19 protein-coding genes are annotated in these 22,061 nt (G+C 48.0%); 8 read left to right on the forward strand and 11 right to left on the reverse strand.

The annotated features are described in order from the left end of the window. Window positions 1-37: 37 nt before the first annotated feature. The 3 genes from KS4_RS14990 to KS4_RS15000 form a co-directional block, all read right to left on the reverse strand. Window positions 38-670 carry a response regulator transcription factor gene (locus KS4_RS14990; RefSeq protein WP_200761323.1) on the reverse strand — a complete coding sequence of 211 codons (633 nt, stop codon included), beginning with the start codon at window positions 668-670 and terminating at the stop codon, window positions 38-40. Between the two features lie 694 nt (window positions 671-1,364). Beyond that, window positions 1,365-2,351, reverse strand: coding sequence for a dTDP-glucose 4,6-dehydratase (gene rfbB / locus KS4_RS14995; protein WP_200761324.1), 987 nt, complete (start codon window positions 2,349-2,351; stop codon window positions 1,365-1,367). Further along, the gene (locus KS4_RS15000; RefSeq protein ID WP_145079959.1) at window positions 2,344-3,096 is read right to left on the reverse strand and encodes a sugar nucleotidyltransferase; all 753 of its coding nucleotides are present in this window, start codon (window positions 3,094-3,096) and stop codon (window positions 2,344-2,346) included. Before KS4_RS15000 ends, rfbB begins: the two co-directional genes overlap by 8 nt. Before the next feature lie 332 nt (window positions 3,097-3,428). Between KS4_RS15000 and KS4_RS15005 the strand changes: the two genes are divergently transcribed. The 4 genes from KS4_RS15005 to KS4_RS15020 all read left to right on the forward strand — a co-directional run bounded on the left by KS4_RS15005 (window position 3,429) and on the right by KS4_RS15020 (window position 8,492). Further along, window positions 3,429-5,879, forward strand: a complete 2,451-nt coding sequence (locus KS4_RS15005; protein ID WP_145081736.1) for a glycosyltransferase family 4 protein — start codon at window positions 3,429-3,431, stop codon at window positions 5,877-5,879. 168 nt (window positions 5,880-6,047) lie between these two features. After that, window positions 6,048-7,085: an NAD(P)/FAD-dependent oxidoreductase gene (locus KS4_RS15010; protein WP_145079961.1), complete on the forward strand. Its 1,038-nt coding sequence runs from the start codon at window positions 6,048-6,050 to the stop codon at window positions 7,083-7,085. Window positions 7,086-7,275: 190 nt separating this feature from the next. Continuing rightward, complete coding sequence (locus KS4_RS15015; RefSeq protein WP_145079964.1) at window positions 7,276-7,737, forward strand: SRPBCC family protein; 462 nt, start codon at window positions 7,276-7,278, stop codon at window positions 7,735-7,737. Window positions 7,738-8,102: 365 nt separating this feature from the next. Next, window positions 8,103-8,492 (forward strand): nuclear transport factor 2 family protein, encoded by a 390-nt coding sequence (locus KS4_RS15020; protein WP_145079967.1) that lies wholly within the window; start codon window positions 8,103-8,105, stop codon window positions 8,490-8,492. A gap of 149 nt (window positions 8,493-8,641) precedes the next feature. Here the strand turns inward: KS4_RS15020 and KS4_RS15025 are convergent, their stop codons facing one another. Then, a complete protein-coding gene (locus KS4_RS15025) occupies window positions 8,642-10,666 on the reverse strand; it encodes a methyl-accepting chemotaxis protein (protein ID WP_145079969.1) in 2,025 nt (674 codons plus the stop codon). A gap of 182 nt (window positions 10,667-10,848) precedes the next feature. After that, entirely contained in the window at window positions 10,849-11,550 is a 702-nt protein-coding gene (gene ruvA, locus KS4_RS15030; RefSeq protein WP_145079971.1) for a Holliday junction branch migration protein RuvA, read from the reverse strand. 153 nt (window positions 11,551-11,703) lie between these two features. On the opposite strand from ruvA, the gene KS4_RS15035 reads away from it, so the two are divergent. The 3 genes from KS4_RS15035 to KS4_RS15045 all read left to right on the forward strand — a co-directional run bounded on the left by KS4_RS15035 (window position 11,704) and on the right by KS4_RS15045 (window position 14,504). Continuing rightward, the gene (locus KS4_RS15035) at window positions 11,704-12,810 is read left to right on the forward strand and encodes a DUF3592 domain-containing protein (RefSeq protein ID WP_200761325.1); all 1,107 of its coding nucleotides are present in this window, start codon (window positions 11,704-11,706) and stop codon (window positions 12,808-12,810) included. Window positions 12,811-12,878: 68 nt separating this feature from the next. Next, window positions 12,879-13,388: a MarR family winged helix-turn-helix transcriptional regulator gene (locus KS4_RS15040; RefSeq protein WP_145079977.1), complete on the forward strand. Its 510-nt coding sequence runs from the start codon at window positions 12,879-12,881 to the stop codon at window positions 13,386-13,388. A 126-nt stretch (window positions 13,389-13,514) separates the two neighbouring features. Further along, window positions 13,515-14,504, forward strand: coding sequence for an aldo/keto reductase (locus tag KS4_RS15045; RefSeq protein ID WP_145079980.1), 990 nt, complete (start codon window positions 13,515-13,517; stop codon window positions 14,502-14,504). Between the two features lie 50 nt (window positions 14,505-14,554). Here KS4_RS15045 and dut read toward each other — a convergent pair whose 3' ends face one another. The 3 genes from dut to cls are packed head-to-tail and all read right to left on the reverse strand — an operon-like array spanning window position 14,555 to window position 17,443. Continuing rightward, window positions 14,555-15,019: a dUTP diphosphatase gene (gene dut, locus KS4_RS15050; RefSeq protein ID WP_390620481.1), complete on the reverse strand. Its 465-nt coding sequence runs from the start codon at window positions 15,017-15,019 to the stop codon at window positions 14,555-14,557. Window positions 15,020-15,072: 53 nt separating this feature from the next. Then, window positions 15,073-15,933 carry an HAD hydrolase family protein gene (locus KS4_RS15055; RefSeq protein ID WP_145079983.1) on the reverse strand — a complete coding sequence of 287 codons (861 nt, stop codon included), beginning with the start codon at window positions 15,931-15,933 and terminating at the stop codon, window positions 15,073-15,075. Between the two features lie 43 nt (window positions 15,934-15,976). Continuing rightward, on the reverse strand, window positions 15,977-17,443 hold the full coding sequence (gene cls, locus KS4_RS15060; protein WP_145079985.1) for a cardiolipin synthase: 1,467 nt from the start codon (window positions 17,441-17,443) through the stop codon (window positions 15,977-15,979). A 637-nt stretch (window positions 17,444-18,080) separates the two neighbouring features. On the opposite strand from cls, the gene KS4_RS15065 reads away from it, so the two are divergent. Next, window positions 18,081-18,752, forward strand: coding sequence for a TetR/AcrR family transcriptional regulator (locus tag KS4_RS15065; RefSeq protein ID WP_145079989.1), 672 nt, complete (start codon window positions 18,081-18,083; stop codon window positions 18,750-18,752). 71 nt (window positions 18,753-18,823) lie between these two features. On the opposite strand, the gene KS4_RS15070 is transcribed toward KS4_RS15065, so the two are convergent. The 3 genes from KS4_RS15070 to KS4_RS15080 all read right to left on the reverse strand — a co-directional run bounded on the left by KS4_RS15070 (window position 18,824) and on the right by KS4_RS15080 (window position 22,029). Next, window positions 18,824-19,417, reverse strand: a complete 594-nt coding sequence (locus tag KS4_RS15070; protein ID WP_200761327.1) for a uridine kinase family protein — start codon at window positions 19,415-19,417, stop codon at window positions 18,824-18,826. A 33-nt stretch (window positions 19,418-19,450) separates the two neighbouring features. After that, window positions 19,451-20,650: a DNA polymerase III subunit gene (locus KS4_RS15075; RefSeq protein WP_145079994.1), complete on the reverse strand. Its 1,200-nt coding sequence runs from the start codon at window positions 20,648-20,650 to the stop codon at window positions 19,451-19,453. A 137-nt stretch (window positions 20,651-20,787) separates the two neighbouring features. Beyond that, window positions 20,788-22,029, reverse strand: coding sequence for an FAD-dependent oxidoreductase (locus KS4_RS15080; RefSeq protein ID WP_200761328.1), 1,242 nt, complete (start codon window positions 22,027-22,029; stop codon window positions 20,788-20,790). Window positions 22,030-22,061 lie beyond the last annotated feature (32 nt).

Genomic DNA, 22,061 nt, shown 5'->3' on the forward strand with positions numbered 1-22,061 from the left:
TATATAAGGCGAAGGCACGTTGCCATCACAAATTGCTTTATATGTTGAGTTCACAAGCTTGGATTTGGCTTGCCAGTTGGAGTAGCGATTCCGTGTTACATTTAGAGAGGATGTTTGCACGATGCGAAGCAATGGTTTTGCTTGATAGTTTTAGTTCTGAGCTAATCTGTTTGTTTGATTTGCAGTCGAGAAGGTTGCGAAGCACTTGTCGTTCACGGATGGTGAGTTTATCGAGCCCCGAGTCGAGCCTCGCGCGTAGTTTATGAATTGAACGATTTTGCTGGTCAAAAATAAGGGCTTTCTGGATTTGATCGATGAGATCCTGCGGAATAAAAGGCTTTTCCAGGAAATCGATGATCCCGTTTTTGATTGCAGTGACTGCGGTAGGAACGTCTGCGTAGCCAGAAATCATGATGGTAGGCGGACAATAGGGGTACATGAGGTGCGCTTTTTCGATGACTTGCAGTCCTGAGAGATCGGGCAATCTCAGATCGACAATAAGGCAGCCGAAGCTATCGAGATTTTGCGATTTAAGGAAATCGTTGCCGTTGTTGAATACTGCGGCTTGGAGTCCGATGGATTTGAGCATGGACTCGATTGCGTCACAGACTTGCAGGTCGTCATCGATGAGGGCGACACTATTTTTGATATTAACTTGTTCGTTTAACATTTGAAATGACTCTTTTCTTAGACCATGAAATTGCACTGAAGTGGATAAATCAAAATGAATGAATGACATGAAATGTGTTTATAGACGCATAAGATTTGCTATGAACTGAAATGGATGTCATGGCGATAGATTTGAAGTGTAAGAGAAATCGATCGACCATTATGTCTTATCCTACCTCACTTGAAGAGCTGACTCGTCTAGGTCTAGTTAAACAAATATTGTGGTGCTTAGATCAAATAAACACGGGGTCTCGCACAATCAATCGTGGATATGCGTGAAACGGTTTAACTAGTCTTCAGATAGAAAAGATGCTGTCGTAAAGAACGGATCGGATCATGGATAGCCATTCAACGAGTAAGCTCGAGAATACTAAGCATCAAGTTATCTGCACAACCGGTAAGGTGTAAACACTTTGAAAGGTATTTCTATTTACACCGAGTAAAAAAAATGTTGCGACCATAAACGAATCAGTCACGAAAAACAAAAGAAATTAAAGGTCTGAATGACCTATGCAAACGTGCTTTAAACAACAAAAACTAACGTTTACTTTATAATGGTTAAAAATAACGCAATCTCAGAAAAAATGCAAAGGTTATTACAATTTGTTCATAATTACTTAATAGTTTTCCATCATCATAAAAAGAGCAAGGCAGGCAAATTCAGGGGATTTTATACTAAAAACGCTATGAGATAGTTATATTTTTAGGTACCAATTGACCGTAAACTCAAGGTCCTTATTGAAAGTGCTTTCATGAGGATGCCAACCGAGTTGCTGCTTAATTTTCGTTACATCTACAGCATATCTGAGGTCGTGTCCGGGGCGGTCTTCAACATACTCTATTAATGTGTTAGGTTTATTAAGAATATAAAGAATCTGTTGAGTAAGATCAATATTAGCTATCTCACAGTTAGATCCGATGTTATAGATTTCGCCGGATGGCGCGTATTGCAAAACAGCGAGCAGAGCGGTGATATGATTGTCTACATAGATCCAATCGCGGATATTGAGTCCGTCGCCATAGAGAGGAAGTGGTTTGTTTTGAAGTGCATTATGGACAAAGAGGGGGATGATTTTTTCGGGGTATTGGTATGGGCCGAAGTTGTTTGAGCAACGCGTGATGAGCGTATTTGCTTTATAGGTGTGGTGATGAGCTTGGACGAGGAGATCGGCAGCGGCTTTGGTTGCGGCATAGGGTGAGCGAGGGAGGAGCGGTGAGGATTCAGAAAATTTGAGTTCTGGTTGGTTGAGTGGGAGGTGGCCGTAGACTTCGTCAGTGGAGATGTATAAGAAGCGTTTGTTGTTTTTGGGATCGGTTTCACGGAGTGCATCGAGGAGTGTTTGCGTGCCAAGGATGTTGGTTTGAGTGAAAGGCGATGCGTCGATAATCGAACGATCGACATGTGACTCCGCGGCCATATGAACGATGGCATCAGCAGAAGCTATAAGTTTATTAACAAGGGGGCGATCGTTGATGTTGCCGTGAACGAATGTGTAGCGTGGGTTGGATTCAAGGTCGACAAGATTTTGTCTATTGCCTGCATAGGTGAGGGCATCGAGGTTAGTGATGTGTGGGATGTCGGTATGGTTGATGAGATGGCGAATGAAGTTGGTACCGATGAAGCCGCAACCGCCGGTGATGAGAAGGTGATTGAAGTGGTGTTGTGTTGGGGGGTTAGTCATTGTTGAAGCCGTGTCGTGCGACCATTTGGCGGGCATAATCAAGGCTGTCGAATGTGCCTACGTCGGCCCACCAGCCTTGGAGTGAGGTATGGTGTATTTTACCTTGTTTGAGGAGGGTTGCGTTGAGGTCTGAGATTTCAAGTTCGCCGCGGGATGATGGTTTTAGGGTACGGCAGAGTGGGAAAATAGTTGGTGGATAGAAGTAGATGCCGGCAATGGCTAGATCTGATTGAGGCTGAGTGGGTTTTTCGGTGATATCGACGAGTTGATGATTGGTGTTGAGCGTGGCGATGCCGTACCGGGCGGGATCGGAAACTTGTTTGAGGAGGATGAGCGATTGATCGGGGTTGCCGAGGAAAGCTTGATGTGCGGTATGGAGGGTTGAGCCGAGGAGCTGATCGCCGAGCATGACGCAGGTGGGGGTATTGATGTGGGGTTCGGCTTGCATGAGTGCATCGGCAACGCCGCGAGGCTCGGGCTGGGGAATGATGCGGAAGGAATTGAGGTTGAATTGATCGGGGATATGCGCGAGGGCGGATTGAAAGGCGGGGACGTACTCGGAGTTGGTGACGATGATGAGATCACGGATGCCGAGTGTTGTCAGGGAATGGATGGGGTAGAGGATCATTGGGAGATCGGCGATCGGGATGAGGTGCTTGTTGAGGTTATTGGTGAGGGGTTGAAGGCGCGTACCACGGCCGCCAGCAAGGATGATGCCAGTGAGATTTGTGGGGTTGGTGGTCAATGTTTGATCCTGGGAATACGGTGATGGCTGTGAATGCGGTCATGATACCGCTGAATGGTGAGAGAAGTTATCCACTGCGAGCGTGAGTGTGTCTGGAAAAGAGACAGAGTCATTGAAGATACATCGGGAGAGTTACGGTGAGAGGTAAATAAAATTACGGTAAATCATTAGTGTGGCTCCTGATAGCGGATAGCGATGATGTTGAAGATGTTTACGGACTGCCGATGGAATGCGTATGATGATTGTGAGGTTGTTTATGTAGTTGTTAGGTGGGCGGGTGTGGAATCTGTCGTGCTTTGATGTGGTTGCGCGGCCTCGTGGAACCAGACAATATGCTGCAAAAAGCGAAGCAAAAATCTTGGGATGCGTTGGAAACGCTGGCGCTTATTGGTACGTACACGCCACGACGATGCGGTATTGCAACATTTACCAATGACTTGACGGAAGCGTTGTCATCGGCTGCGCCGGAGATCAATACGACGGCGGTCGCAATGAACGATCGCGCGGAGGGTTATCGGTATAACAAACGGGTATGGTTTGAGGTGAATCAGTCACGGCTGGTTGAGTACCGACTGGCGGCTGACTTTTTGAATATGTCGTCGGTTGATGTGGTTTGCCTACAGCATGAGTTTGGGATTTTTGGTGGGCATGATGGGTCGTATATTTTGGAGATGCTAAGAAGACTGCGGATGCCGGTGGTAACGACATTACACACGGTATTGAAAGAGCCGACGGACGGCCAGTTGCGTGTGATGCGGCAATTAAATGAGTTGTGTGATCAGTTTGTGGTGATGGCACATCGTGCGGAATCTTTTTTGTGTGATATTTATGAGATCCCACGCGACAAGATCACGATCATTCCGCATGGGATACCGGAGGTGCCGTTTGTTGATCCGGCTTACTTTAAAGATTTGTTTGGAGTTGAAGGAAAGAAGGTCATTTTGACGTTCGGGCTTTTGGGGCCATCAAAGGGTTTGGAGAATATGATCGAGGCGATGCCTGCGATCGTTGCGAAGCACCCAGATGCGGTATATATCGTGTTGGGGGCGACTCACCCAGGTGTGATTGCACATCAAGGCGAAGAGTATCGCTTAGGCTTGCAGAAGCGCGCGAAAGAGTTGGGTGTTGCGGAGAATATTATTTGGGTGAACCGGTATGTGGATTTGGATGAATTGCTGGAGTTTTTGGGCTCGGCGGATGTGTATGTGACGCCGTATTTGAATGAGGCGCAGATCACGTCGGGGACTTTGTGTTATGCGTTAGGCAGTGGGAAGCCGGTAGTGTCGACACCGTATTGGCATGCGGAAGAGTTGCTAGCAGATGGGCGCGGGAAGCTGGTGCCGTTTGGGGATACGAAGCAATTGGCGAATGGGATCAATGAGCTGTTTGATCACGAGGCGGAGCGGCACGCGATACGAAAGAAGGCGTATCAGCATACACGGCCGATGGTTTGGGAAAATGTAGCGAGCGAGTATTTGAATTTATTTCAACGTGTGAGGACGCATCGTAATCGAGCGCCAAAGCCAAACTTTACGGCGCGGCCGTCAATCATGTCGAGCATGAAGACGCCGGAGCTGACGGAAATCAAGCTGGATCAGTTGATTAATCTGACAGACGGGACAGGGATTTTACAGGCTGCGCAAGCGACGGTGCCGGATCGCCATGCGGGGTACACGACGGATGACAATGCGCGGGCGCTGATCGTTACATTAATTGCGCAGGATCATTTACCGACACTGACAGGATCGCCTGGAAGAAGATATGCGACACCGGGGCCGACAGATAGCAAGACACTGCCGACGGGGTATCTGGATGATATGTCTACGCGCTATTTATCATTTTTGGGGCATGCATTTAATACGGAAACTGCTCGTTTTAGGCATCGGATGAATTATGAGCGGCAGTGGATGGATGACGTGGGATCGGAAGAATCGCATGGACGATCTATCTGGGCATTAGGCGAAACGGTTGCACGATCGCCATCTCGTGGGCAGATGACGTTTGCGGCAAATCTTTTCCAGCAGGCATTAGATTCGTGTACACAATTGCAGACGCCGCATGGGATCGCGTTTTCGCTGATTGGGATTCATGCCTATCTGCGACGGTTCTCAGGGGATTCGCATGCTCGGCGTGTGAGAGAAAATCTGGCGCATAAGCTGTTCCACTCGTTTAACACACATGGCGATCATGATTGGCCATGGCTAAGCGATCAGATGACGTATGCCAATGCGCAGGTGCCGCATGCACTACTGCTATCGGGGCGGTGGATGTTTAATAATGAGATGATTCAGAAAGCGCTACATGTCTTGGAGTGGTTATATCATGTGGAGCTTGGCGAGGATGAACATTTTGCACCGATTGGTTCGGACGGTTGGCTGAAACGTGGCCAAAATAAGGCGAGGTTCAATCAGTTACCGCTGGAGGCGTCTGGGATGATCGCGGCAACACTTGAGGCATATCGTGTGACGAACGACAAGAAATGGGTGGAACGATCATACCGATGCTTGAATTGGTTCTTGGGCGAGAATGATCTGCGACAGCCACTATACGACCCATCGACAGGTGGGTGTGCTGAAGTGTTGTTGCCGCATGGGGTGTCAGAGAACCAATCAGCAGAGGCGACGACGTGTTGGCTGTTTGGGTTGCTGTCGTTATATGACCATATACAGTCAGAAGATGCGGCGTCACATACAATTACAGCCGCGGAGCCGGGGGGAGCTATGACTGGAGATCGCCATGAGGCGGCCTTGTCACGTTATAAGACAGAGCAGAAGCAGTCGTGAAGTGAGCTTATCGTGCTGTAAAGGTTTGATGGGGGTGAAATATTTTTCGGATATAGAAGATTCTAATTGGGCACGGATTGAGTCTATGAATGGGCTTGATTGAGAAATGCCTTCTATGTGGCTGGGTGTACTTGGCCAGTTTAATTCTCCTTTTGTACAATCTGCATCATGAGCGAAGAAAATAACGAAATCGTTGAAAAAGTTGTCATTATCGGTTCTGGGCCTGCGGGCTGGACGGCTGCGATTTATGCGGCGCGAGCGAACCTGAATCCTGTTGTGTTTCCGGGTCGTGCGGCAGGAAAAGACTTGTTGCCGGGCGGTCAGTTGATGCTGACGACGGATGTCGAGAACTTTCCAGGCTTCCCGAAAGGGGTGATGGGGCCGGAGATGATGCAGCAGTTTTTCGATCAGGCAATGCGTTTCGGCACACGGGTCGTGACGGACAAGGGGATCAAGGATGAGTCGGGGATTGAGATGGGTTTGTATACGCCGTTCCAAAATGTTGCGGAGGTTGATCTGTCAAAAAGGCCGTTCGTGGTCAAAGGCGATGGCGGGGTGACGATCAAGGCTGAAGCTGTGATTATTGCGACGGGCGCGAAAGCGAACTGGTTGGGCTTGGATAACGAATTGCGGTTAGCACAGACTGGCGGCGGTGTGTCGGCATGTGCGGTATGCGACGGGGCATTGCCGATGTTTAGAGATAAGGAATTAGCGGTTGTCGGTGGCGGGGATTCGGCAGTCGAAGAAGCCTCATATCTCACGAAATTTGCATCGAAAGTTTACATGGTTGTGAGGCGTGACGAATTACGCGCCTCAAAAATCATGGCAGACAGAGCAAAGAACAACCCGAAGATCGAGATCCTATGGAACACACGGGTCGTGGATGTTCATGGTGACGAAAAGATCACAGGGGTGAAGCTCGAAAGCACAAAAACAGGCGAGCAACGCGAACTTGATCTGACCGGTCTATTCATGGCTATTGGCCACACGCCGATCACTGATTTCTTAGATGGCCAACTGGAAACGGATGAGACCGGATTCCTTAAGCTGACTGATCCGTACCGTTCTTACACATCGATTGAAGGTGTATTTGCTGCAGGCGATGTGGCAGATCACGTCTACAAACAGGCGATCACGGCTGCTGGAATGGGGTGCAAGGCTGCAATTGACGCAGAACGTTGGCTGGCAGAACAAGGGATTGCATAAAATCTCGTTTAAATGAAATTTCATGAAGTGCTGCAGCGTAATTTGCAGCACTTTTTTTATGGTGCTTATGTTGGAAAATCGCAATGAATTATCATTGCTTTTGAAAGACAAAACTGAGAAAATATTAGCTACTACTTATACACACTAACGCCAGAAGTTTCGGTCAGCGTGGGGACTCCGGAGCTCGATCATGTCGACGACCAGTAATCAAGAATTGTCATTGAAATTAACCCGTTCGATCAATGCATCCGCGGATGAGTTGTTTGATGCTTGGCTCAATGCGGACACATTGGCGCATTGGTTTAAACCTGAGCCAGGATTGGTATGTGATGATTGCCAAATCAATCCGACGGAGATGGGGATTTTCAGAATTATTTTGCTGAATGAGGAAACACATGACCACTATATTGTCATGGGTCATTTCATTGAGTTGGACGAGCCTAACACACTGTCGTTTACATGGTCTTGGGAGCTGCCGCAGAATGGGGTACGGGATACGATCTGTACCGCTATTTTTGATAATCCAACACCGGATGTGAATCACACTGAATTGACGTTTATCCACTCGGGCTTTCCAGATCAGGAATCACTTGAGGATCATGTCGCAGGCTGGAATGCTTGCCTTGACGAGCTTGTAAAACATTTCGCGTAGCTTTTTACTGAACACTAATACTTGGTTAGGCTTTTGGGAAACCATTTTGATCCAATGGTTCAGGCTATCTTTCAGCCTCATTCAATAAGAATACACGCTCAAGAACACGCGATATGTAGATGCGGGATTATTCGCCCTGATGCTTATCAAAGTTAATTTTAAAACAATCGCTTGTTAGGTATTGAACTACTGAACAATGCGGTTTATGATGCTGCACGTACCCCGAACATTAACCTTACATATTGCTGCAATAAAAAGCACGGCTAAGGGATTATGTATTCGGTGAGTACGTCTGTGTTTCATTAATTGAAATGTTTTTATACATCTACGAGAAGTAGTGAGCTATCACTGCGCTAGGAAAGACTATGCCAGCAACATCAACATTGGATTTAGGGAATCAACTTGCAGATCTTTGCAAAGAGGGACGACATTTAGAAGCGGTCGACACGCTGTATGACGAAAATATCGTTTCAATTGAACCATGCAGCAGCCCCGATATGCCAGCAAGGATGGAAGGCATCCAGGCGGTACGCGGTAAGAATGAATGGTGGTTGAATGCGTTCGAGATGAAGGATCAACACGTTTACGGGCCGTATCCACATGGCGAACGTTTTGCACTAGCATTTTGCATGGATGTCGTGAATAAAGAAACGAAGGAAGAAATGCATATGGAAGAAGTTGCTTTGTACACCGTCAAAGACAACAAGATTGTGCAGGAAGAATTTTTCCATGTCGTGCCTGGCACTGATCAATAAAGCCATCATCGCTGCAAACAAAGGGCTTGGCGTTGAAAAATGCCAAGCCCTTCTTCTATTTGATAAATCAAAAAGTGTGAGACTATCTGGATCAAATAGTCTCACACTTGCATACAACGAGGCATAAGCAGTTATGTGTCGTTATAAGTTTATGCAGCGTCTTTGACTTTGAATTGTGCGACGAGCTGCTTGAGTGATTCGGCTTTTTCTGACAAACCGGCGGCGGCGACGCTGGCTTGTTGAGTGCCTTCACGGGACTGGTGCGTCACGGCGGCGATCGACTGAATGTTGCGTGAGATCTGCTCGGAAGCGGCGGACTGCTGCTCGGCAGCGGCGGCGATGGACTGCACCATCTCAGCGACGTTCTCTGCGCCATCCACAATATTGTTTAGCGACTCACCGGCACGACGCGCGGAATCGACACCCTTGCCGACGATCTCGGTGCCGCTGCTCATTTTTTCGACAGCCTGATGCGTGCCGGCCTGGATACCGGAGATGAGTTCGCTGACACCGTCGGTGGCTTTGGTGGTGCGGTCGGCGAGCTTACGGACTTCATCGGCGACAACCGCGAAGCCTCGGCCATGCTCACCGGCACGGGCGGCCTCGATGGCGGCATTGAGGGCAAGGAGGTTGGTCTGATCGGCGATGTCATTGATGACTTCGATGATCTCGCCGATGCGTTCACCTTGCTTGCCTAACTCACCAATAGATAGGCTGGAATCGCTGACGACGGTTTCGATCTCATTCATGCCGGACATGGTTTGCTGGACGATGTCGCCGCCGTCGAGAGCAACCTGCTTGGCATCCCCTGCACTTGAGTTGGCGTCGTGGCTTTTTTGTGCGACTTCATTGATGGAAGCGCTCATTTCCTCGACAGCGGTAGAGATTTCCTGGACCTGGCCGGACTGCTCTTCCATGCCGGCGGCGATCTCCTCGCTGGACGCGGCGATTTGGGTCGATGCGCTGGCGACGTCGAGCGTGAGACGCATGACGTCGGAGATAGTATCGTGAACTTTTTCGACAAAGACGTTGAAAGCTTGGGCGAGGTTGCCGAGCTCGTCTTTGGAGTTGATGGTCAATCTAACGGTTAGATCGCCTTCGCCTTGAGAGATATCGTTGAGGCTATCGACAACGTTTTGGATGGGCTTGCTGATTTTGCCAGCGGCGTACCACATGAGGAAGCCTGCGATGGTGAGGCAGACGATGCCGAGTGCGATGATTTGGTAGAGGGCGGCTTTGGCGGGGGCCATGATGACCGAGCCGGGGATACGCATGGCGCTGACGAGGTACTGGCCGGTGCTGCCGAGCTCGAACGGGTAGTAGAGAACGAGATCGCCGGAAGAGGTCCAGATGTACATGGATTCACCGGTAAGCACTCTGTCTCGCAGGTTTTTAAATGCTTCGCTGTATTCGCCAAGATCTTTCCCAACGCGTGCTGCATCACCGGTATACCCAATGATCATGCCTTCGGGACTGAGAATAACGAGTTTCGCAAGACCATCAAAAGCTTCGCAGTTGTCAGCAACTTTCTGCATTTCGTCCATGGAAATGTCGAGGCCGCCAACACCGATCACGTTGTCGTCATGAAAAACAGGAAGAGCAATACTTGAAACCAAGCGTTTCACACCGTCACCATAATCCCAAAAATATGGCTCGGAAAAAGTTGTTTTCTTTTGTTGAAATGGAATATTGTACCAAGCATCCGAATCGCCAACCGTATTGTTACCGCGAACTGTCGATTCGATTTGGCCACCGATATTTCGAACAGTGACTGCAAAAAGTTTGTTCGCATCAATTTCTTTGCCATCTTTTGGCTCGAAGCCGCTGATATCCATCGAAGAAGTGTCGACCCAGAACCATGTACTAAATGCAGACGGATTGACCAATGCAACACGGTTAGTCGTTGAGAGAGCATTCTGATAGAGGATGGGTTGTTTTTTGGATTGATCAGAAACGGCTGCGATAAAAGTTTCCGCCGATTTCACCATCGCATCCATATCCCCCTTCATATCATTTGCAGCCTCAGCCGCAACCTTCATAGCCTCCTGAACACCTCGCTCCTCGGTCTCAGTCCAGATCTGATAACCAGAAAAACCAAAGCCGCAAATCATTGCGATCATCATGGTCAGGCCACACCAGACCACAACCTTCATACGAACGGATAAATTCCTCATTCCATGCCTCCACGCAGAATGAACCTAAAGACGAATACAACCCACTACAACACTGCAGGGGTTATTCCTTATATTCCGGTATTCGTATATCGATGGGTTCCACTTAAAAGACAATGGCAGAAAACATGAATAAATGAGAAAGCAATTCCAATTTTACGGCATCTTATAGCATATCTGGCACATTATCGTGCTGTTGCCCGATAATAACTCGCTACAACTTGATCAACTGTATCAATTTCCGACTCGTCTGCGAGCAGCGCATCAATCCGCTCCATTGCTGATATCCGGTTTTCACCAAGCTCCACCAATACGTCAAGTGCATCTCGTACCAATGTCCCCCGACCGCTTGTTTTCTCTTGTTCAGGATGAGCATCTGTACTCACTAATTCCCCGGTATCGACCACCGCCATTTCGTTGGCCGCACTAACCGCACCAATTTCCTCACGGGCGGGTGTGATATAACTCTCAACTTTATCTTTCAAAGTGACCACAATCGTTTCAGCTGTACGTTTGCCAATTTCTGGAAGACTTTGAAGCGTCGCAAGATCCCGATCCAAGATTGCACCCGCAATCTGATGGCTCGCCAATGCCATGGCACGAAGCGCCTTGCGGTTGCCAATCCCCTTAACGGATGTAAACAGCTCATAAAAAGCTTTGTCCTGGCGTGTCAGGAAGCCTGCCAACCGCGGCACAAAGCTAGTACCTTGCCCCACACCTTCGAGATAATGCATCGTATACAGCTTCACCTCACGTCCGATCATCCCACCCAATCGATTCACAACAAACGTTGGCAAGAGAACTTCATAAACAAAACCACCCTGAATCTCCAGCAATGCGGAGCCAGTATCGATACCGATCAATTTACCTTTAATTTGCGCTATCATCGTTACAAATCATACCTCACGACGACCTCTTCGCACACCCTTCGCTGCTTGTCCCCAGTTGATCGCAAGTTTTAGCCGATGATTTATCATGTGGGCCGAGTTTATTGACTTCGAACTCGGATGGGTCCCTTTATCTGCGAAGCGAGCGATATCTTGCGTTTTTTTGCTCTGATCACATCGGTCGCAGTAATCGTAACAGCCCTGCTAATCTGGGGATTGCTACGGATCGATTACCAAACACAACTCACCACTACTTATGAACCCACACGCGCAACTATTATCGAGACGCACGTCCATAAAACATGGTTTGGCTTCTACAGACCCGTCATCACCTATCGATATCAGATCGGCGGCCAGATCTATGCATCAACGAAATACGCGCCACTAAATCAATTCGGCTCACAGCCCTGGGCGTCAAAAGTCGCCGAACAATACCAACCTCAACAAGTCACAACAGCATACGTTTCCACACAAAATCTAATGATGGCATTCCTTACCCCTCACACCACTTTCACACCTTACATTGCAACCATTTTTTCAATGCTACTAATTTTCATGACCTGCTTTTTGATCAGAAACGCAGGCATTTTTTCTAGTAAGCCTCACACACCACATCATCCAAACCGTTATCATTGGTATCAATTAACTACAGAGCACATCCCATCTTTCTATGCCTTCGGCATGATCTTTATCTCTCTGCTCTGGTCAATTCTGATACTCCTGCCATTCATTCATTTTCTTCTTTTCGCTTACTACGATCACGAACACACCAGACTCATCATACCAACACTCATCACAATCATTGCCGTTATGCTGACACTCATTCCAGCTACGATGGGATTTTCAGCATTACATACCGCCAAGCCAATCAAGACCATACGCGCTCTAACCACTCAGCCACAAATATTCCTCGACGCACCACTCGCCATCCGTACTGATCTTCTGTTTGCCAAAGCATGTGAAATCCAATCAATCAAAATCAACCTGACTTGCAAACAACTCACAGGCATTACATCGCGTACTTGTTTTTCAATGACACACACCATCCAGCAACATCAGCACATCCTGCCGGGCCAGACTATCACCGGCTCACATCGCTTTAGCGTCCCTCCATCCAAACAAAGGCCATCCTCTCATTTCACACGTTTCGACTATCCACGCATCGCATGGGCTGTTGAAATACACACAACATTCATCAACAATCGTACACTCACATGGTGTTTTCCTATTGCTGCTGAACGCACGACCTCCGAAAGATAAACACGACCTCAAAAGTCGCGACTATTATTGAACTTGACAAATTTCATTAGCCCGCTAATTATATAGATATGTTTCTACTCCAAGATCTTCCAGATGAGCAAGTCATCACACATGCCCAAGCCATCCACGGACAATTCAACCGTCAAGGCCTACTTCTCTTCCTGCAAATACTCAAAACAGGCTCAGACCTACTCAACAATCTCGATCAATTCTTATCTAAATACAACCTCAAACATGGCCGCTGGATCACGCTCGTCTTATTGCAACGTGAACCCTCGCAAACATCCTCACCTTCTGAACTCGCAAAGAAGCAGGGAATCACACGCGCAACCATGACCAATCTTCTCAATAGTCTCGAAAATGATCTGTACATCGAACGAATTGAACACCCGACAGATGCACGCGCAACAAACGTTAAACTCACACGAAAAGGCCGAAACCTTTTAAAAAACATCATGCCACGTTACTACCAAGCAATCAATCAACTCACCGCCGAATGCTCCACCAAACAACTCAAAGATACTCAAAAAATGCTCAATCTGATTTCCGGTAAAAGCGAAGAGATTTTCAGTCAATAGCAACATACTATTTACCCAACACATAGCGCAAAACGAAAGCACATTTACACTGATATGCATGAAACACAATGCTTTAATTAGCCTGCTAATCACTTGCAAGCCAAACGCCCCAACAGGATAACCACAATGAGAAAACATATACTCGGCAACAGCAACTTAGAAGCTTCCATCCTTGGTTTTGGATGCATGGGCCTCTCCGAATTCTACGGCCCGCCAACCGAAGAAGCCGAATCACTCAACATACTCAATCACGCCTACCATAACGGAATCAACTTTTTCGACACCGCAGATATTTATGGCTGCGGACATAATGAACAACTACTATCAAAGTTCATCCGCGATAAACGCAGCAAGATCATACTCGCCACCAAATGCGCTATCGTTCGCAAACCTGGCGAATACGCAAGAAAAATTGACAACTCACCTCAATACATTCACAACGCTTGCGACGCATCACTGAAACGCCTTCAGACTGATTACATCGACCTGTATTACATCCACAGATTCAGCGGCGAAACACCTATCGAAGACGTCATGCACGCACTCGCGAAACTCAAAACGCAAGGCAAAATCAGACAGATTGGCCTTTCCGAAGTATCCGCAAATACACTACGAAAAGCCTGTAAAATCACACCAGTAGCCGCCTTGCAAACCGAATACTCTATCTCAACACGTGATGTCGAAGCCGATATCCTTCCTACTTGCCATGATGTTGGCACGGGTTTTGTCAGCTACTCACCACTTGGTCGCGGCTTGCTCACCGGCCAGATTAAATCCTTAAACGACCTCGCCGATGATGATTTCAGACGCATCTCCCCACGATTTAACGAAGAAAATTTCAACAACAATCTCAAACGTTTAAGCCTTCTGAACGATCTCGCTCAATCAAAAAACTGCACGCCAGGTCAAATCGCAATCGCATGGCTACTTCATCGCCCTGTACCCATATTTCCCATTCCCGGAACCAAACGAATCAAATACTTAGATCAGAATATCCAAGCCGCAAACATCGAGCTGACTCGCGATGAAATCAGCTTAATCGACAACAGCTTTCCTCCAGGATTCTTTGGTGGCCAACGCTACCCCGAAGCTGGTATGACTGGTATCAACACATAAAAAACACTAAAAAAGCGGCGAATTAAATCGCCGCTTTTTTTAAGATCATATCAATGCCCTGTATGCCCAAACCCACCAACACCCCTTGCCGTTGTAGGTAATTCATCCACCTCCAGCCACTCAACAATCGGCACACGCTTTACAATCATCTGGGCGACACGCATCCCATTCTCGATTATAAAATCTTCTTTCCCATGATTAATCAGCGCTACCTTCACTTCTCCACGATAATCCGCATCAATCGTTCCTGGCCCGTTCGGCACACCAATCCCATGCTTAACCGCCAATCCACTCCGAGGCCGGATCTGGGCCTCCCAACCAATCGGCAGCGCCATCGCAAAACCTGTTGGCACAAGCTCAATCTCACCTGCCTTCACAATCATCGGCTTATCCAAATGGGCATACACATCCATCCCCGCCGCATGCTCACTCTGATACGTCGGCAACTGCCCGGCCACATTCCCATCTAATCGCTTAATAGCCACCCTCACCGTTTCGATTTCAACTTGCTCCATCATCTCTTATCCTCAGATTAAATCTATCTTTCAAACTAACAACACGCCAAATCTTACCATTCACCATCCAACATTTTGTGGATTGCGTAAGCAACCCCATCCTGCTCATTAGACAATGTTCTTCTATTGGCCACAATCGCAGCCTTTTCTACTGCATTCCCCATCGCAACACCTAATCCAGCATTACTCAACATCGACACGTCATTAATCTCATCCCCAATACACGCAATCCGCGACGTTTTAATACCATACTGATCTGCCAACCACCTCACCCCGCGCCACTTATCAATCCCAGCAGCAAACACCTCTAAGATATACACCGTATCCACCGGATCTGGCATCTGCACACCCATGAAATGCTGCACCAAAACTCGATCAGCAAACGCATCCCGAATCTTCTCTTCCATCTCAATCAGCCGAGGCCCACATGCAACCATACCAACACGCAACACCGCATGCAGATCTTCCACACCAACCCTCGGCATCGTTGCCGACCGAATACTCGATTTTTCAAACCACCAAGATGTATTTCCCACTAACTCGCAACTACCCGTCACCAAATAATCATGCCCAACAACATTCGCATCTCGAAAACACAAAACCGCCTCAGGCTCTGCTCCCAAAAAATCAATCAGCTCTTTCGCCAAATGCGGCTCAATCTCAGCAATCTCTACGCTCTCCCCACTATTAATCTGATTTACCATCGCCCCAGTTACGAAAATCCCCACTTCTATCACGTCCACTAACCCCTCAAGTGCAAACTTAGCCTCCCGCCAACCTCGCCCCGTGCAAGGCACAACCCTCACACCTGCATCAACCGCACGTCTTACCGCATCCTGATTCGCCTTACTCACCTCCCCATCACGCCCAAGCAGCGTTCCATCCATATCCACAGCAATCAAATCATATCTCATACAAATATCATACCCCTGCCGCCTTGCCCTCACCACCCGAGATCTACAGTAACGGCGAGCACAAAGAACACACCGCCTCACCAAACTGTCGCCAATTGCTACGATCCCGCCAATGATCCAAATGTATCAATGTTGAATAAGTCATGTAGGTTTTTTGCTCATCCCTCAATCTTTGCGTCACATCCTTACCATACATCAACACATTCACCTCAAAATTGAGATGAAAACTCCGCATATCAATATTCGCACTCCCCATCAGACCAAACGCATCATCCACCGTCACCGTCTTCGAATGAAGCAACCCATTCTCAAACTGGTGAATCTTGATCCCGGAATTCAGCAAGTAATCATAATAATACTCACCAGCCAATTTCACCATTGGATGATTATTATCCTTAGGCACCACCAATCGAACATCGACATCCCGATCCGCCGCCATACTCAACGCCAGCACCGTCGGCTCATCTGGCACAAAATACGGTGTCGTCATCACAATACGGTGCTGCGCACTATTCAACGCCGCGATTAATACACGCCTAAATGTTTCTGCTTCATAGTTTGGCCCTGTCGGCACAACCTGTGCACTCACCCCACCCACCTTCTTCGCATCTGGAAACAGCCCCATCTCATCTAATTGCTTTTGTGTCTGAAAAACCCAATCGTCTAAAAATACCCGTTGCATCTGCCAAACAATCGGCCCCTCATATCGCCCACTCAAATCCACCCACTTCATATCATCCTGGCCACCATAGTGTTCCTCAACAACATTATGACTACCAACATACGCAACCTTACCATCAACAATAGCTATCTTGCGATGATTACGCATATCAATCCGCGATAACTTATGTCGCAAAATATTAACAGGCAAAACAGCATGTACATCTACACCATGTTTTTTCAATTCCCCAAAACCATGCCCCTTCACAAACCCACGACTCCCCGCCGCATCTACTAACATACGACACGCTACCCCCCGCTTCTCCGCTCTAATCAACGCATTGACCACTCGCCTACCATAATCATCATCCACAAAAATATAGTACAGCAAATGTACATGATCACGTGCTTCATCAATATCTTTCACTAACAGATCAACATACCGTTTACTCGATGCGATAAATTGAACATCCGAACCCGTGACGATCGGATTTCCGCTCATACTCTGAGCCTGAAGTACCATTGCTTTTTGCTCTGGCTCAACAATATCTCTCACCTTCGCCCCAACATCACCCCCTTTCTCCTTATCCTTCGCCATCATCTCCGTCATCCCAACCTGACTCTGAGTACTTGCTAAATCCAACACATATTTATGCTCACGCTTACGCCGCCACCCCAAATGTGTCACACCCAATATCAAATACAAAAACAGCCCAACCTCTGGCAAAAACATCACAACCACCAACCAACTCATCTTCGAACTCGGCATCGTCGGCTTGCGCAGCACAACCAGTACCAACACGATCCTCAACACCCATTCAAAAATAAAATAAATCGTCAGCCACGACATCGCTATAACACCCCGTTATTAACACCTCACCTCACCAACCTTCTTCCACACAGCTATACATTCTATCGACTCAAAATCTACCCAACCTGACACCTCATTCCCGTCTCAATAACAACGCCCCCACCCTACCCCTCAAGTCCATCTCACTCCCTCTACAACAACACATCACGCAAACAACCAAACAAAAATCTAATCAATTCCCACAACAAGCACACAATACACTTATTCACATTTATCCAGAGAAGCCAAACCCACACCAATTAAACTCATATAAAAACTCATAAAATTTCTTTATACGAACGTACTATATATAACCCATCCATTCCTGACAGTCCAGTAATTTATGCACCGAAACTACAACAACTTACATTTTTGCAACCCCGGAATCACTTCAAAATTAGACCATTCCAATTCTCGCAATTGATTAACAATTATTTACATCATCACAGCTTGCACGAATCAGTACTTATCATCAAAATAATATCTTAAGATTAACCTACGCAGCATTTCTCAGCCTGGCTGTTCCCCCACCTGACATGTTGCGTGATCTTCAACCCACCCAACTCGCACACCCAAACCTCACATAACACAATGGCCGTTATCTGTCCCCAACCAATTCACAAAGTGCTCCCACACCATGTCTGACCATAACCATCAAATCAACGATACAAAATCTCGCATCCTCAACATCGCCATTGAACGATTCGCTGACAAAGGACACGACGCAGTCGGCATCCGTGAAATTGCTGCCCAATCAAGCGTTTCACTCAACACCGTCATGTACCATTTCACCTCAAAAGAAAATCTCTACCACCAGGCAATCATCCACATCCTCACGCAATCTTTTGATTTCCGTGAAATATTCAAACCCTATCTCGAATCTAACCTCACCATACACAATATTTCTAATGCACTATTAGATATTACCAAGAGCATCACACATTCACTCACAACCTTGCCTCACATCACCCACATTGATCTCATCGGCCGTGCAATCTACAGTAAAGACATCGCTGTTCAGAAAATCATTTCCGAGCACGCCACACCCGCCAACGATCATCTGACCGCACTTCTCACACCGCACATCGATATCAATGACCACAGCACCATTGAATATTTCATCGGATTATTTTGGTCGCAACTCATTCTCCACATCTCAGCGCGCGGCCTCGCCAACCTGAAATTCAACTTCCCAATCGATGCGACCCCGCCTGCAGAATACTACGACAACGCCGCCTCACAAATCACGCTCCTCATCACCCGCTACTTCAAACTTCCTGACCCAGACATCACACTCCACACCTATTAATCACACCCATCACACATAACCACCACAAATAAAACCTCCATCTCAGAGGTTAATGCGATCCATTCACACACCTACAATGTTAATTCCCCAGTCTCACCGCTAAACACAAAATCAAAACCCTTCATATCAACAATATTCTCTGCATACCAATCCTCTGCTGCCGCCCAACGATGTATCCAAATTTCCTCATTTTCATCACGATTTTTTACACGTTGCGTCGCAACTTCTCGCGGAACATCAATCCAAATCTGAATATCATACGCTGCCAATGTTGGCAGACACGCATACACACCCTCGACAATCAAAACCTGATCGATCTCAACTTCACGATTGCAGCCTAATCGACTATTAGTCCATTCGTAAACTTGATAACTCAATTTTCTGTCGCCGCGAAGCACAGGCTGAATCACCGATGAACGCACATATTCCCAATTAAAATACCGCCAACACCCATCCTTTGCCCCTAGTTTCGCGCGTTCATCCTCATCCATCACACGGTAAAATTCATCCATCCCGACCACAGGCGCTTTAACCGCATCCGCCAACTCACGTGCAAATGTACTTTTCCCGCTTCCACCCAATCCGTCAACACCGATCAATAGTGGCCGCGCTAATCTTACGTTCAAATCTGCGATACGAGCAACAACCAAATCAATCTCAAACAACGTTGAATCTCCTCTACACACAACTGCAAAAATTCAACTCCCAACCGCTTTACACCGATAAATTGCCTGTGTCATCTTCATCACCAAATGGTCACATACCATATCTATCTTAACATTAGACCGGTACAGTTCTTCCGCCTCCGTCACATACTCAATCACCCTCGCCCAAGGCTCCATCACATTCTCACCTTGCTCTAAATCACCCACGCCTACTTGCTCCGCATTCATCATCATCTGCCGCCTCGCATGCTCCGCGACCATCCCCCACATCAATCCAGCGCCCATCTTGTTCGCTGCTTCTTTACTCGCCCCGTCATGCCCATCACACCACGCTTTCGCAAACGCGTCCACCATCCCCGCCATCATCCCACCTAACTCACCATCCGCTCGCCCCGTCGCGATCCCTTCAATCCGTGGCAACACTTCTCTCGCCCACTCAAATAACCCATACTTCACCACCAATTCAGCTCGCCCCAAACTCCCACCGCTAAATCCGATTAACCACTCACGCATCTCATCATCCAACCCACGCATCACTTCCGCCTCATGTCGCTCTAACCATCGCCTCACCACATCATCCCCAAGCGGCACAAACCCAATCCGCTGACACCTCGATCGAATCGTCGGCAACAACCGATCCTCACTACTCGTAACAAGAATAAAGACACTTCCCGGAGCAGGTTCCTCAAGCGTCTTCAAAATCGCGTTCTGACCAAACGCGTTCATCAACTCCGCCTCATCAATAATAAAAACCTTCCCCTTACCCATCACCGGCTTCTTATACGCCTTATCCAGCACCGCCTCCTGAATCACCTGCACAGGAATACTCGTCAGTTTTCTGTTTCGAATATTCGCATCATCGCTATACCGCGCAAGCTCCTTCACCACCACATGCAAATCCGGATGCGCCCCCTTCAACCCGCCTTCATCATCTCCCTCATTTCCCCGCCTTTCATCATGATCCGCTTGTTCGCGCTGCTCATCAACACCAAACGTTGCTGTCTCGATAGGCTTAAACAACTGGCAACTCTTGCACGCCCCGCACGCCGCAACCTTCCCCCGTAAGTCCGTCACCGGATCCAGACACAGCACCACCTTTGCAAATTCCACAGCCGTACTATATTTCCCCACACCTACCGGCCCGTGAAACATATAAGCATGATGCAACTTCCCGCTCATCAGTGCCGCATCCAATACCCCCACAACCTTGCTCTGTCCTTGAATCCTGTCCATCACCCCATCATAATCCCCTCCCCTCTCACTGTCATACCTCAAATCTCACATCCCGTGAGCAAGCCCACCACCACCAGCCGTGGGCTACCTTCCAACCCGTTTTATGCGACAACAACAATCTCAAACCATCGATAAATCTAAATCGGCCGCCGCATCCCTTTGATAATCAGCTGATGAATCAGCCAGCTTGGCAGCATCCGCATCTTGATAAATCGCAACCGCATCGCCCAATCACTCGTCTTCACCATCGTTTTCGCAATCCGTCTCGACTGATTCACCACCGCCTTCACCCGCTTCATCCGCCGCCTCTCATATAGCCGCAGCGCCTGCGTCACATCCGCGGCCCCCACTCTCATCAATTCATCCGCCAACACCGCAGCACTCTCAAGCGCCATCGACGCCCCCGCCCCAGCCGTTGGCAACACTGTACCTCCCGCATCACCCACCAAGACCACCCGATTCGTGTACCACCGCTTACTCCAGCAATCCCCAAGCCGCCAATACACCATCTGCTGCTCATCGCCGGGGAAACTATCCATCACATCCGCATACCGATCACCCAACTCACCCATATACGCCCGCACTTTTTCTTTTCGCCCCATCCCTGCCACCTCTATCTCTCGATTAGGCCCAAACAGTCCCACACACATCCGCTCACTCGTCGGATAAAAACCCATAAATCGGCCTCTCCCCCAATGCTCAACAATATCTCCCATTTCTCTCGCCACACCAATCTCCGTCCACCAAACCCATCCCCCCCATCCTCCCCATCCCCCCCCTATTTGGGTTTCAGATTCACTCACATCACCAGATGCCTTATTTTTCAGTATTTTCCGCTCAATTCCTTTACCAACCCCTGGCTCAAACACATCTCCCTCGCGAAAACAAAGCGATCTAACCCGTGAATGCACCCCGTCCGCACCCACCACTAAATCAAATTCATCCTCCAGCCCATCACTCATTTTTACTCGCACCTTTTCCGCCTGTTCGTCAATCGTTTCAACCGTGACCCCCATCCGCACATGGACCTGATCACTCACACCGCCTCGCAAAATATCAATCAATTCATCACGACCAATGATTCTGGTCATGCCATATTTTTGACCCAACGATTCCCAATCAAACCGCCGAACAAAATGCCCCGCATCATCATGGATCGCATACCCATTCATTTGGCAACTGCGAGCCACAAAATCCTGATGCACACCTAACCCATGCATCACCCGGCTACCCATCGGATACAACCCAATTGCAAAACCACCCAGATCCTCAAATCGGTTGGCCCGCTCGATCAACATCACCTCTGTATGAGGCCGCCGTTGCAACAAACCCGCCAACGTGAGTCCCGCGATGCCGCCGCCAACAATCAAAACCTTCATCATTTATAACCCAATCACCGAAATACAGTTAT

The organism is Poriferisphaera corsica (assembly GCF_007747445.1).
In the GTDB taxonomy this organism is placed as follows: Bacteria; Planctomycetota; Phycisphaerae; order Phycisphaerales; family Phycisphaeraceae; genus Poriferisphaera; species Poriferisphaera corsica.